This window comes from Nonomuraea sp. NPDC049480 (assembly GCF_044465905.1).
In the GTDB taxonomy this organism is placed as follows: domain Bacteria; phylum Actinomycetota; class Actinomycetes; order Streptosporangiales; family Streptosporangiaceae; genus Nonomuraea.
In genome coordinates this window covers 896,261-909,339 of the sequence record NZ_JBITMD010000001.1, presented here as the reverse complement: position 1 = coordinate 909,339, position 13,079 = coordinate 896,261, and the positions used below count along the sequence as shown (strand labels likewise).

Annotated in this window: 13 protein-coding genes; 6 read left to right on the top strand and 7 right to left on the bottom strand. The window is 70.1% G+C overall.

The window, feature by feature from the left end:
- Window positions 1–8 precede the first annotated feature (8 nt).
- Window positions 9–2,213, top strand: coding sequence for a serine/threonine protein kinase (locus ACIBX3_RS04225; protein WP_397112896.1), 2,205 nt, complete (start codon window positions 9–11; stop codon window positions 2,211–2,213).
- 54 nt (window positions 2,214–2,267) lie between these two features.
- Here the strand turns inward: ACIBX3_RS04225 and ACIBX3_RS04220 are convergent, their stop codons facing one another.
- The 4 genes from ACIBX3_RS04220 to ACIBX3_RS04205 are packed head-to-tail and all read right to left on the bottom strand — an operon-like array spanning window position 2,268 to window position 4,059.
- Window positions 2,268–2,555, bottom strand: coding sequence for a YbaB/EbfC family nucleoid-associated protein (locus ACIBX3_RS04220; RefSeq protein WP_397113391.1), 288 nt, complete (start codon window positions 2,553–2,555; stop codon window positions 2,268–2,270).
- 12 nt (window positions 2,556–2,567) lie between these two features.
- Window positions 2,568–2,957, bottom strand: coding sequence for a YbaB/EbfC family nucleoid-associated protein (locus ACIBX3_RS04215; RefSeq protein WP_397112894.1), 390 nt, complete (start codon window positions 2,955–2,957; stop codon window positions 2,568–2,570).
- The gene (locus ACIBX3_RS04210) at window positions 2,954–3,799 is read right to left on the bottom strand and encodes a hypothetical protein (protein WP_397112893.1); all 846 of its coding nucleotides are present in this window, start codon (window positions 3,797–3,799) and stop codon (window positions 2,954–2,956) included. The genes ACIBX3_RS04215 and ACIBX3_RS04210 overlap by 4 nt, the downstream gene beginning before the upstream one ends.
- Window positions 3,800–3,819: 20 nt before the next feature.
- Window positions 3,820–4,059 carry a hypothetical protein gene (locus ACIBX3_RS04205; protein WP_397112891.1) on the bottom strand — a complete coding sequence of 80 codons (240 nt, stop codon included), beginning with the start codon at window positions 4,057–4,059 and terminating at the stop codon, window positions 3,820–3,822.
- Window positions 4,060–4,147: 88 nt separating this feature from the next.
- On the opposite strand from ACIBX3_RS04205, the gene ACIBX3_RS04200 reads away from it, so the two are divergent.
- Complete coding sequence (locus tag ACIBX3_RS04200) at window positions 4,148–4,528, top strand: hypothetical protein (RefSeq protein ID WP_397112890.1); 381 nt, start codon at window positions 4,148–4,150, stop codon at window positions 4,526–4,528.
- Between the two features lie 38 nt (window positions 4,529–4,566).
- Here the strand turns inward: ACIBX3_RS04200 and ACIBX3_RS04195 are convergent, their stop codons facing one another.
- The 3 genes from ACIBX3_RS04195 to eccCa form a co-directional block, all read right to left on the bottom strand.
- Entirely contained in the window at window positions 4,567–5,709 is a 1,143-nt protein-coding gene (locus ACIBX3_RS04195; protein ID WP_397112888.1) for a transglycosylase SLT domain-containing protein, read from the bottom strand.
- Window positions 5,706–5,945 carry a hypothetical protein gene (locus tag ACIBX3_RS04190; protein ID WP_397112887.1) on the bottom strand — a complete coding sequence of 80 codons (240 nt, stop codon included), beginning with the start codon at window positions 5,943–5,945 and terminating at the stop codon, window positions 5,706–5,708. The genes ACIBX3_RS04195 and ACIBX3_RS04190 overlap by 4 nt, the downstream gene beginning before the upstream one ends.
- Before the next feature lie 118 nt (window positions 5,946–6,063).
- Window positions 6,064–10,044, bottom strand: coding sequence for a type VII secretion protein EccCa (gene eccCa / locus ACIBX3_RS04185; protein ID WP_397112885.1), 3,981 nt, complete (start codon window positions 10,042–10,044; stop codon window positions 6,064–6,066).
- A gap of 227 nt (window positions 10,045–10,271) precedes the next feature.
- Between eccCa and eccD the strand changes: the two genes are divergently transcribed.
- From eccD to ACIBX3_RS04165, 4 genes are all read left to right on the top strand, one after another.
- Window positions 10,272–11,639 carry a type VII secretion integral membrane protein EccD gene (gene eccD, locus ACIBX3_RS04180; protein ID WP_397112883.1) on the top strand — a complete coding sequence of 456 codons (1,368 nt, stop codon included), beginning with the start codon at window positions 10,272–10,274 and terminating at the stop codon, window positions 11,637–11,639.
- Between the two features lie 21 nt (window positions 11,640–11,660).
- On the top strand, window positions 11,661–12,101 hold the full coding sequence (locus ACIBX3_RS04175) for a YbaB/EbfC family nucleoid-associated protein (protein WP_397112881.1): 441 nt from the start codon (window positions 11,661–11,663) through the stop codon (window positions 12,099–12,101).
- A 263-nt stretch (window positions 12,102–12,364) separates the two neighbouring features.
- Window positions 12,365–12,682 (top strand): WXG100 family type VII secretion target, encoded by a 318-nt coding sequence (locus ACIBX3_RS04170; protein ID WP_397112880.1) that lies wholly within the window; start codon window positions 12,365–12,367, stop codon window positions 12,680–12,682.
- Window positions 12,683–12,699: 17 nt separating this feature from the next.
- Entirely contained in the window at window positions 12,700–13,008 is a 309-nt protein-coding gene (locus ACIBX3_RS04165) for a WXG100 family type VII secretion target (protein WP_397112878.1), read from the top strand.
- Window positions 13,009–13,079: the final 71 nt, after the last annotated feature.

The window sequence follows — 13,079 nt, the reverse complement described above, 5'->3', positions numbered from 1 at the left end:
CTGAAGGGATGGAGATGCACCCCCTGCGGCCGGGTGATCCCGAGAAGCTGGGCGCGTACGTCATATCAGGACGGTTGACCGATGGGCCGCGGGGCGCGGCCTACCTCGGCAAGGAGTCCGACGACGCGCCATTACGAGTGATCAAGCTGTTGCCTTCGGCACCGGAGGCGGGCACCGACGACGTCGCTCGGCTCACCGGAGTGCAGCGCGTATCCAGTTCATACGTCGCCAGAACGCTGGAGGCCGGCAGGCACGGCGACCGGCCCTACGTGGTGCGCGAGCACGTCGAGGGACGGAGCCTGGCCGAGGTCGTGGCCGAGGACGGCCCGCTCGACGCCGACGCGCTCGAACGGGTGGCGGTGGGCGTGCTGACCGCGCTGACCGCGGTGCACCTGGCCGGCATCACGCACCGCGGGCTGACCCCGCACAACGTGATCATCGGTCCCGACGGTCCCCGGGTGACGGACATCGATCTGGGCGAGCCCGCCGGCGAGATGGGTTACCGCTCGCCCGAGCAGCTCAGAGGGCTGGCGTACGGTCCGTACGCCGACGTGTTCTCCTGGGCCGCGACGGTGGTGTTCGCCGCGACCGGCAAGCCGCCGTTCGGCCAGGACGAAGAGGCGGTGCTGAACGGGCAGCCCGAGGTGGGTAACCTGGGCGAGCCGCTGCGCCGGGTGGTGCTCTCGGCGCTGGCCAAGGACGTCACGCCGCGCCCGACCACGTACATGGCGCTGCTGCAACTCCTCGGGGACAAGAGGGGCGCGGCCGCCGGCGTCATGACGCATAAGCTGCCTCCTCAGCCGGGCGCGCCGATCGAGGGCGTTCCCGTGCAGGGTGTGCCGCCGGTCGAGGGCGTCCCCATGGCCGGGATGCCGGTCGAGGGCCCGCCGACGGCAGTGGGGCAGCCCATGCCGCCGCAGCCGACGTGGGGGCCGCCGGCGGTGCCGGAAGGCGCCCAGGGGCCCGGCCAGGGAATGCACGGCGTGCCGCCGATGGAGGGCGTGCCGCTGCCGCCCTCCGGCCCCATGTGGGAGCCGCCGCGCGAGCAGGCGCGGCAGGCGCCACTCCACGGGCAGACGGTGCCCGCCCGCGCGCCTCGCCGGTTCCCGATGGGGCTGGCAGCCGCGGTGGGCGCGCTGGCACTGCTGTCGGCCGCGGGGTTGTGGGGCGCCAACCAGTACGCGGGGACGCAGCGCTTCGAGCAGGTGGCCGCGGCCGAGATCCCGGCGACCGACGCCGCCCCAGGAGGCAACGGGGCGGAGAACGGGGTCACGCAGCCGGGCCAGCCCCAGCCGGAGCAGAGCCAGCCCGAGGTCACCGTGCCGTGGGCGAACACGCCGAGCGCCGACCCGGACGACGTGGGCCCGATGGTGCTGCCGACCGACTGGACGTCGCAGTCGCCCACGCCGCCTGAGCTCAGCACCGTGCCGACGCCGGTGCCGCTCAACACCCAGCCGGTCGCCCAGCCGACCGCGCAGCCCACGACGGCCCAGCCCACGGTGACCGTGACGGCGACGCCCAAGGAGACCAAGCCGAAGGAGACCCCGACCCCCCCGCAGTCCCCCACCCCGACGGCGGAACCCACGCCGACCGTGACGCCGACCGTGACGCCGACCGTGACGCCGACCGTGACGCCGACCGTGACGCCGACCGTGACGCCGACCGTGACGCCGACCGCGACGCCGACCGCGACGCCGAGCCCGTCACCGACGGCGACCGAGCGCCCGGAGCAGAAGCCGACCCCGACGGCGAAGCCCACCCCGACCCAGACGGCGAAGCCGACCCCGACTCAGACGGCGAAGCCCACTCAGACGGCGAAGCCGACCCCGACCCGGACGGTGACGCCGACCCCCAAGCCGACCCCCAAGCCGACCGCCACGCAGCCGACGAGTAACCCGCACTCGCCGGTCCAGGCCTGCGGTCCGGGCTTCTACGTGCAGCGCTCGAAGGCCTTCGCCGGCGGCGAGACCTTCCAGCTGTACAACACCGCCACCGGTGAGAACTGCGTGGTCACCATGAAGACCGTGGACATCGGCAAGGCGACCAACGTGAGCGTCACGCTCGAGGTCCAGGGCGGCGGCAGCAGGACCGCGAGCGGCAACTTCGAGTACTACGCCGGGCCGGTCAAGCTCCCCGCCAAGGGCAAGTGCGTGAAGTTCGCCGGCAGCGTCGGCGCCAGCGGCACCACCGCGGACTGGGCCAACTGCGGCTGACCGACATGAAAACCCCCTCCGGGACGGGCCCGGAGGGGGTTTTCCATGTCGGGGTCAGGGACGCAGGCCGCCCATCAGCTCGTCCTTGGCGGCAGCGGCGGCGTCCTCCGCCTTGGTGACGGCGGCCAGGATCTCGTCGGCGAGGCGGCGGGCGTCCAGCCGTTTCCTGCTCATCGGGCTGATCTCCAGCCCGATGAGGGTGCCGAGCGCGTCGGTCGTGGCCACGATGCGGCCCTCGTCGGCGCGGCCCACGAACTGGCGCGCGCTCCACTCGGCCGCCTTCTCCTCGGCCCTCCTGGCCGCCGACGCGATCTGATCCAGGCGCGCCATCAGCTCGTCCATCTCCTGCACGGCTCATCCCTCCCGCAACACGCGCTGGATGTGGGACGCCAGGGGGTCCCCGCCGTCCGGGGTGGTCCACCGCGGGTCGACCAGGCCGGCGGTCAGCTCCGTCAGCCGATCTCCCATCGTTCCGTGGGCGGCGCCGATCGCCTCCTTGACGGCTTCGGCCAGCTGCACGTGATCGAGGTCGCGCAGCCCGCGCGAGTCGATGGTGAGCCCGAGCAGGCGGCCTGCGCCGGAGATCCGGGCGCGTACGACGCCGCGCTCGTCGGTACCGTCCAGTTGCTCGTGGGCCAGGTCGTTCAGCGTCCTGGTCAGCGTGCCGGTCCACTCGTTGATCTCGCGCACCAGGCGGCCGACGTCGCCCTCCCCGCCCTCGGCGAAAGCGTTGATCTCTTTCATTCCTGCTCCGTCGCCGGGACCCAGATGTCGTTGTTCTCGATGCCGCCCGAGAGATTCAGGTCGCGCGCTCCCAGCTCCGGCTTGCCGGAGTTGTAGAAGGCGCCCCTCAGGTCGTTGAGCTTCAGCTCCAGCTTGTTCAGCTCGCCTTCGTTGGTGATGTAGATGTCGGCGAACTGCTTGAGGAGATTTCCGAGCCCGCCCGCGAAGATGCCGACGTTGGCCATCAGGGCGGCCCGTCCGACGGGGTGCGCACTCATGCTCGCCAGGGCTCTGAGGATCGGCACCTGGGAGGCGTACAGGCCGAGGACCGATACGTCGTACTCGGCCACCTCCTTGAACTGGGTGTGCATGCTGCCGCTCATCTCGTCGCTGATCTTGCCGAGCTGGCTGAACAGGCCGTTGACGTTGAACCGGATGTACTGCTGGAGCATCTCGGAGGCATGCCCCTTCCAGTTCGGCGAGACGTTGTCGAAGTAGCCGCGCCACAGATTCGACCGGTTGCCCTCCAGCGAACCCGACATCTCCTTCCAGGTTTCGCGCCGGTCGTAGAACAGGAACGGGTTGCCCACGTTGAGCGTGGCCGCCACGTCCAAGGAGAGCGCGGCCACGCCGAGCCCGGACATCAACATCGCCGACCTGGCGGTCTGTCGCAGCGGGTTCAGCTGGACGATCACGCGCTTGAAGAACCCGGGGTCGGTACGGGTGGCGGCGGCGGGTGACACCGGGATGGTCTTCGTGACGGTGCCGTGGGCGTTGGCCAGATGAAGCTGCCCGCCGGACGGGGGCGTGGTCGCCTGGCCGGGGATGATCAGCTTCGGCGGCTGGTTCGAGGGAGTGGACATCCGGATCCTTCTCAGTTCTTTCAGCCGGGACGTTCGGCGTTCCGGTAGTTCTGCGCCGCTCTGGTGACCTTCTGGCTGTCGTTGTCGAGCACGGTGCGCAGGATGCCCGCGCTGTCACGCCAGGTGTCGGAGATGCCGTTGTAGCGGCCGACGAACATCCGGCCGACGAGGGGCACGCCGGCGAGGGGTACCAGGTTCCAGCCCTCGAAGCGGGGGGTCACCTCCTTGACCAGGCCCACGCCCTGGGCCGCGCCGCTCATGGACCCGGCGAACTTGTCGATGGAGCCGGCCTGGCTCTCGTAGCCGGGCAGGTTCGACTTGTCACCGGAGCCGCCGGACTCTTTGGGGTTGCCGGCGGGGTTGCCGGGGCTGGAGCTCGCCGAGGGCCGCAGCGACGGCGGCAGGCAGACGGGCGGCGGGCACTGGGGGGTGTGCGGGCACGGGCTTACCAGCGACGGGCTCGGCGTGGGGGACGACGTGCTCGGGGAAGGCGACGTGCTCGGGGAAGGCGACGTCGTCGAAGGAGGCGCCGTGGGCGACGGCGACCCGCTGGTCGGCGGCGTGCTCGTCGGTGTCGTGCTGGGAGAAAGCGTCGAGGGGCTCGGCGAGGCGCCGCCCGTCGGAGACGGGCTCGCGCTGGTGAACGGAGGATCGGTCGACACCCGATCTTTGTATCACCGGGGAATGTCGTACAAATCGGCGTTCGTCCAGGTGAAGGGCAATGTCTGATCATTTTTCACATTGCCGTAACCGGGTGTTTCCCCGGCTCAGTAGGGCCTGTAACCGCCGCCGCGTTCCAGGGAGGAGATGCCGGGGTGGCCGCCGAGGTCGCCGTAGCGGCTGTAGGTGTACAGGACGCCGGCGATGATGTTGTCCACCGGCTCCCGGATCTTGTCGTAGCCGGGCAGGGCGTGCGCGTTGAAGGTGGGCGGGATGGTCTGCATCAGGCCCTGGGACGGGACGCCGTTCTTGGCGTTGATGTCCCAGTTGTTGATCGCGTTGGGGTTGCCGCCGGACTCGTGGTAGATGATCGTCCAGATGCGCTGGATGTCCTTGGGGTCGTTCGGGTCCAGGTCGCTGACGTCCAGTCCGCGCTTGCGCATGATCTCGGCCATCTCGGGCGACTTGATGATCGTGAGCGCCTGCTTGATCCAGTCGGCGACCTGGGCCTTGGGAGCCGGGGCGTTGCCGAACGACGACGGCGCGCCGGCGCCGCCCCCGCCTCCGCCACCTCCGCCGCCGCCCCCACCGCCTCCGCCGTCCCCGGGGTTCGGCGAGCCGTCGGGGCCGTTCGCCGAGGCGAGCACGGTGGGGCTGTAGCCCGCGACCTTCTGCCAGTCGACCTTGTTGTCCCCGGGCAGGAAGTCCTCACCGCCGGGCTGGCGAATGCCCTTGAAGAAGCCGAACTCGTCGTCATCGCCGAGCTGTGCGCCAAGGGCGCTCTTGGCGGTGGTCAGGGCCGTCGTCGCCGTGGTGACGGCTTCGTTGGCGGTGGTGACGGGGTCGCCGAGCCGCTCCTTGACGTGGTTGTCGATGTCGGTCTGCGTGGCGTCGCTGTGCTGCTGCTTGTAGGAGCTCTCTGCCGAGCTCGCGGCCTGGTGCAGTCCGTTGACCGTGGTGTACGCGCTCTCCAGCTTGGTGGCGGCGGTGTCGAGGGCGGTGGCACAGGCGTCGAGGGCGCCCTTCAGGTCCTGGCCGGCCTTGGGGTAGGCGTTCATGTAGGTGGCGAATTCGCGGGCCGAGGCGCCCTGCCACGCCTTGCCGACGTCGCCGACGTGCCTGACGAGCCGGTTCGTCGAGGTGGAGACATGGTCGCCCATCGTCCGCAGGTTGGAGGCGATGGTCCTGATCGCCTGCGGGTCGCCGTCGACCTTCTTCTTCAGGTTCGCCAGGGTCTGCACGATGCTCATGCGCCTGAGGCCCCTTCGGCGCCGCGGAAGTTGGCGGCGACCTCGTCGAGCGCGCGCTCGACGTCCTCCAAGCGGCTGCGTCCCCGGCCGAGCTCGGCCCTGACCGCATTCCAGACCGCGTCGACCTTGGCGGCCAGGTCGGTCGCGCCCTCGAGATCCCCGAAGATGCCGGACTCGGTGTCACCCTGCGGCGCCTTGCTGCCGGGAGCCACGAACGCGTCCCCGAAGTCGAGCATGTTCTTCACCTTGAGGGCTTGCCGCCCACATTCCTCAAGCGCCTGGACATGCACATCCACGAATCCCATCGAACTCCCCCACTGTCGGTGAAAGAGGCCGGGCACTCCCGGCCACGGTCTATGCCTGCTCCAGGTAGGCGGTCTGGATCAGGCGCGAGCCGTACCTCCTGTCGACGTAGAAGCCGCGGCCGACGGGCAGCGGCTGCGGGCGGACGTTGCCGAAGAGCTGGCCTTCCTCCCTGTTGCCCGACATGATCAGCGCCGGGCTGGCCATCTCCTTCATGCGCTGGACGGCCTGGTCGTACATGGCCCGGCTGGCGCCGCCGCTCTGCCGGGCCAGCACCAGGTGCAGGCCGATGTCGCGAGCCTGCGCCACCAGGTCGGCCAGCGGCGCCAGCGGGTTGTTGGACGTGGCCACCAGGTCGTAGTCGTCCACCACGATGTACAGGTCCGAGCCCTGCCACCAACTCCGGGACCGCAGCTGCTCCGGCGTGAGGTCGGCCGGCGGCAGCCGCTTGAGCAGGGCCGAGCGGGCGTCCTGGATCAGCTCCGTGGCGGCCGTGCTGGAGGCGGCGTAGCCGATGCGGTGCTCGGTCACCGCGGTGTCCAGCAGCGAACGCCGGTAGTCGATCACGATCATCATGGCCTCTTGCGCGGTCTTCCTGGCGACCACGCCCTCCATGATCAGCTTGAGCACGTTGGACTTGCCGCACTCGTTGTCGCCGAACACGATGAAGTGCGGGTCGCTGTCGAAGTCGAGCATGACCGGCGAGAGCGCGTCCTCGTCGATGCCGAGCGCGATCCTGTTCGCGCCCGTCACCTCCGGCCCCGGCATGGCGGCCGCGGGCAGCAGCGACGGCAGCAGGCGCACCGGCGGCGCCGACGGCCCCTGCCAGGACTGCCGGACGATCTCCACCACCGACCGCATGCCCTCGGACACGTCCTCGGCGCTCTGCTGCCCGTCGATCCGCGGCAGCGCCGCGAGGAAATGCATGCCGTCCCTGGTCAGGCCACGCCCCGGCACGCCTTCGGGGACGGCTAGCGACGCCTTCCTGCTGATCTCCGACTCGTACGCGTCACCCAGCTTGAACTCGATCCTGGTGCCGAACAGGTCCCTGATGCCGGGCCGGAACTCCGACCACTTGTTGGTCGCCGCCACCACGTGGATGCCGTACCCGAGCCCACGCGCCGCCAGGTCCGTGATCACGCCTTCCAGGCTCTCGAACTCCTGCCTGATCGTCAGCCACCCGTCGACGACGAGGAACACGTCGCCCCACCCGTCGCTCTGGGCGCTGCCGTCGGCCACCATCCGCCGGTAGGTGGCGATGGACTCGATGCCGCGCTCGGCGAAGCCCCGCTCCCGCTGCTGCAGCAGCGCCGACACCTCGGCGACGGTCCGGCGTACCCGGTCGCCGTCGAGCCTGGTGGCCACGCCGCCGACGTGCGGCAGCCCCTCCAGCGCCGCCAGGCCGCCACCGCCGAAGTCCAGGCAGTAGAACTGCACCTCGCGCGGCGTGTGGGTGAGCGCCATGCCGGTGACCAGCGTGCGCAGTACGTTGCTCTTGCCGCTCTGCGTTCCGCCGGCCACGCCGATGTGCCCGGCCGCGCCGGACAGATCCAGCCAGTACGGATCCCGCCGCTGCTCGAACGGCCGGTCGATGATCCCGACGACGGCGTGCAGCTTGCCCCTGCCCTGCCAGCCGGGTGTGGACAGGCCGAGCTCGGGCGTGACCGACAGCGGCGGCAGCAGGTGGGCGAGCGTGGGCGACTCGCCGAGCGGGGGCAGCCAGATGCGGTGGGCCGCCGGGCCGTGCCCGGCCAGGCGCCGTACGACGACGTCGAGGAGGCTGGCCTGGGAGGAACGCTCGTCCACCTCCGCGACCTGGCCCGCCTTGGGCTGCTCCTTGACGACCGGGAGCGGCACGTAGGCGGAGCCGTACTCCACGACCTGGCGCAGAACGGTGTGGCCGTCGTCGGAGCCGGGGCGGCGGGCGTCGGGCAGGTGGGGCCCCGACACGTACGCGGCCTTGAACCTGGTCATGCCGGTGGTGTCGAACTTGAGGTAGCCGTTGCCCGGCGAGGAGGGCAGCTCGTACGCGTCCGCCACGCCCAGCACCACCCGGCTCTCCATCGCGGAGAAGGTCCGCAGGCCGATCCGGTACGACAGGTGCGTGTCCAGGCCGCGCAGCCGCCCCTCCTCCAGGCGCTGCGAGGCCAGCAGCAGATGCACGCCGAGCGAGCGGCCCAGGCGGCCGATCATCACGAACAGCTCGATGAACTCCGGCTTGGCCGACAGCAGCTCGCTGAACTCGTCGAGCACCACGAACAGCGTCGGCATCGGGGCCAGCTCCGCCCCCTGCTCCCTGGCCCGCTCGTAGTCGCGCAGTGAGGCGTAGTTGCCGGCCGCGCGCAGCAGCTCCTGCCGGCGCACCATCTCGCCGTGCAGCGCGTCGTACATGCGGTCGACCAGCGGGAGCTCGTCCTCCAGGTTGGTGATGACCGCCGAGACGTGGGAGAGCGAGTCCAGCCCCAGGAACGTCGCGCCGCCCTTGAAGTCGACCAGGACGAAGTTGAGGATCTCCGAGGAGTGCGTGACCGCCAGGCCCAGCACCAGCGTGCGCAGCAGCTCGCTCTTACCGGAGCCGGTGGCTCCGATCACCAGCCCGTGCGGCCCCATGCCGCCCTGGGCGGACTCCTTGATGTCCAGCTCCACGACCCGGCCGTCGGCCCCGAGCCCGATCGGCACCCGCAGCCGGTTGCGGCCGGCCCGGGGCCGCCAGGTGGCCACCGGGTCCAGGCGGGCGGGGTCGCCGACGCCCAGCAGGTCGGTCAGCGTGGTGTTGATCGACAGCACGTCCTCGGCCTCGCCGCCGGAGGACGCCGAGACCCGCAGCGGCGCGAGCTGCCTGGCCAGGCCCTCCGCCCGCAGGTAGTCGAGCTTGTCCGGGTCGCCGAGCCGGGTCGTGTGCTCCTTGCCCGCGTGGTCGAGCTTCACCATGTGGAACCCGTCCGCCCGGATGTCCAGCCGCAGCGTGTTGTTCTCCTCCACGTCGGCGGTCGAACCGGACAGGTCGATCACCGTCACACCCTGGATGGCGTCGGTGCCGAGCTGCGAGTCGTGCGGCACGTGCCCGCCGTCCACGATCAGCACGTGGTACGGCATGGCGTCGGCCGCCGACCCCGGCCGGAACCGGGCGCGTTCCTTGAGCTCGCCCCCGACCAGCCGGTCCAGCTCGCTCATGTTCTCCGTCATCAGCCGCACGTTCCCCGCCGCATCCTCCTCCTCGGGATGCAGAGCGTGCGGCAACCACTTGACCCATTCCCAGTGCGGCATCCAGTCGGCCCCGGCGCACACCATGATCCGCATGTCGTCGGGCGAGTGGAACACGGTCAACTGGGCGATCATGGCCCGCATCAGGTCGCGTACGGCGCCCGGGTCGCCGGTCACCCTGATCCGGGCGAACGAGCCGAGCGCCACGGCGACGGGCAGCTCCGACACCGTCGAATGCGCCCTGATGAACCTGCGCAGCGCGCCGGCCGCGAGCGCGTCCAGGTCCTCGACCGGCTTGGAGTCCGGCGGGATGAGCTGGATGGCCAGCTTCTGGACGCCGGTGCCGAGCCGTACGGTGGCGAAGTCCTCGTCTCGCGGGCGGCGCTCCCACAGCCGGGGGCCCATGGCGATCCACCACAGGGCCTCGGGTTCGGGGCCGCTCCACTCCAGGGCCTCGCGCTGCTGCCGGGCCGCGCGCCTGGCGCGCTTGCGCACCTGGCTCAGGTAGCGGAAGTAGTCGCGGCGGGCGCCGTTGATTTTGTACTTGCGCTCGCCCGACTGGCGGCCGACCTGGCCCAGCGTCATGCCCACCATGGACAGCGCGAACAGGCCGCTGGCCACGTACATGATTGGGTTGGCGTTGCCGAAAGAGGTGAACATCAGGGCCATCGCCGCCGCGCCCGCCACCATCGGGAGGTAGGTGAGGACCAGCATGAAGCCCTGTCCCTGGACCTCGGGGATCTCGGGAGGGGATTCCAGCAGGATCTCGCCGCGCGGTGGTTTGGGGCCGGGACGGCGTTCGGGGCGGCGTACGACGACGATGCTCATCGAGACGTTCTTACCAGAAGAGACCAGATATGTTCTCTGTTGTCCGTGACCGACGGTGGGGACGGAGAGTTGATATGGGACACATTGTTCAGGGACCTCCCCCCGGTCCGCCTCCGGTCCAGGGACCACCCCCTGGTCCGCCCCCGATGAACGGGTATCCCGGGCATCTTGGCCCTCCGGGACCTCCGCAAGGGCCCTTCCAACAGGGCGCTCTGGCGCAGGTGCCGATGCCGCTGCCGACCCAGTGCCATGTGACGATCGTGGGCCCGCGGCGCAAGGCCGACCTGGCGCTGCCCGCCGACATCCCGCTGCCCAACGTGCTGCCCGGCCTGCTCCGCGCGCTCGGCGAGGTGGGCGGCGATTCGGCGGCCGCTCCCGGGTGGACGCTGCAGCGGCTCGGCGGGACGCCGTTCGATCTGGGGCAGAGTCTGGGCGCGCTGGGCGTGCTCGACGGTGAGATCCTCTATTTGCGGCCGCGTGAGGCGATCATGCCCGTCGCCCTCTACGACGACGTGGCCGACGTGGTCGCCACCGGAGTACGCGACGGCCGCGGCGTCTGGTCGGCCAAGCACACCAGGGTCGTGGGCGCCAGCGGGGCGTCGGGCCTGCTCGTGCTGGGTGCGCTCGGCCTGGCCCTGTCCGGCATGCCGGGGCTGACGATCACGATCGTGGCCGGGCTGCTGGCGCTGCTGCTGGTCGTCACCGGGACGCTGCTGTCCCGGGCGGTCGGGGACTCGATGGCCGGCGCGCTGATCGGGCACGCGGCGCTGCCGTACGGGTTCGTCGCCGGCCTGTTCGCGCCCGGGGGTACGGGATTCGGCGCGCCGCACCTGCTGGCCGCGCTGGCCTGCACCGCGCTGGTGGCGGCCGTCGGCGGCGCGTTGATCTCCGACGGCGTTCCCGGCTTCCTGGGCACGGCCGTCGCCGCCACGGCCGGCGGGATCTGCGCGGCGGCCGTGATGGTGTGGTCGGCGCCGCCGGCCGGGGTGGCGGCCCTGGCCGTCGCGGTGCTGCTGGCGTTCAGCCCGCTGGTGCCGACGCTGTCGTTCAAGCTGGCCAAGGTGCCGCTGCCGGCCATGCCGACCACGGCGGAGGAGCTCCGCAGCGACAACCAGCGCCTGGACGCGCCGGCCATCCAGGAGCGCACCAGGGTCGCGCAGCGCTACGCGACCGGCATGATCGCGGCGATCGGGCTCTCGGTGCTGGTCACACAGGTGCTGCTGGTGCTCGACCGCGACTGGGTGACGGCCCTCATGACGGGATCGCTGTCGCTCACGGTGATCATGCGGGCGCGGGTCTTCCGCGGGCTCGGGCAGCGGCTCTGGCTCATCGGCACAGGCCTGGCGGGGTTCGCCATGCTGGCGCTGTCCCTGGTCGGCCAGGGCGGGATCGTCGGATCCCTGTCCGTGGCGATCGGGGTGTTGTGGCTCGCGCTGATGACCGTGGGCATCGGGCTGTGGCTGGCGACGGGGAAGCCGTCGCCGTTCTGGGGACGCGCGGCGGACATCCTGGACGTGGCGCTGGTCGTCCAGCTCTTCCCGCTCGCGCTGGGCGTGCTGGAGGTCTACTCCTGGGTACGCGGACTGTCCGGCTGATCTATTCAGGGAGATAGCGGAATGCAGGGGTTCGGAGACTTCGCGAACATCGACATCGACAAGTTGCTCAAGGGCACCGAGCAACAGTTCGCCCGCCTGGAGGAATTCCAGCGCAACCTCGACTCGTACGTCGGCCGCGCCGAGGACGAGAACGGCATGGTCACCGTCGAGTACGACCACCAGGGCGTGCGCGAGCTGGAACTGCACCCGAAGGCGATGCGGCTGGGCTCGGCCGAGCTGGCCGAGTTGATCAAGATCGCGCTCGCGGACGCCTCGGCCGACTTCCAGAACCAGATCAACGCGGCTATGGGTGAGATGTTCGGCGGAGAGGACGACTCGATGAGGCTCTCCGACCCCGCCGCCGCGCTCAACAAGATCAAGGAGGTGGAGGCGCTGCACGACCGGGCGTTCGTGGATGTGATGGGTCAGCTCGACCGCATCCGCCGCCGGATGGAGCTCTGACGCCGTTCAACCACAGCCGAAGTCTCGGCGCTGTCAGGGCTTGATAGGCCTCTCATCAGGAGGTTTGTTGAAAAGTCGCCGCAGCGTGACCAATCCGTAATCTGATGTTTCTGGGAATTCTGGGGTCAATGGTGACTACCATGCCATTTGATGTTGTTCACGGGGGTAGTCCGTTCCTTTCATCGGGTGACCGCCCGTCGTGACAGACCAGGCCATGTCGACTTGGAGGTCCAGTGGCACTGTACGGGGCAAGCCCGACTCAGTTGACGAACGCGGCAGGCTACTGCCAGGACACCGCGCAGTACATCGAGGGCATGCGGCAGCGAGTCCAGCAGATCAAGGGCGACCTGACCACCCAGGGGTGGAAGGGCGGCGCGGCGCAGAAGTTCAGCACCGCGCTCGACCAGTGGGACGTCGAGTTCAAGGCGGTCATCAAGATCCTTGAGGACATCTACGACCGGCTGAACATCGGCGCCGGCGTCTACCGGAACGCCGCCGACCAGAACATGGACATCGCCGGCGGCTTCGCCGGCGCCGGCCAGGGCGGCCGCATCGACTCCCTCATCAACGCCAACCGCTGAGCCGGACGGAGAACATCATGAGCACGCCCGCTGAGGACTACACCTTCGTTCGCTTCGGCTCCATGGAGCAGGCCTACGAGGAGCTCAAGAAGGTCGTCACCGAGCTTGACCGGGTCACCGACGACCTGTACGCGGACATCAAGAAGGAGCTTGGGGCCAGCTGGGAAGGCGAGGCCCAGCAGTTCTTCGACACCAAGCGCGAGCAGTGGAACCAGCATGAGAAGGCGATGGGCCAGCAACTGTTCCAGGCCGCGAACGCGGTCAACGTCGCCAAGGGCAACTACGAGTCCGCTGAGCGGAAGAACATCAGCATCTGGACGGACTAGCCAGGCTCGTCCATCCTCTCGGTCATCGTCTTGTCGCGGTGGCCGAGAGCTCTGCTGCCAGGGGGTTGAAG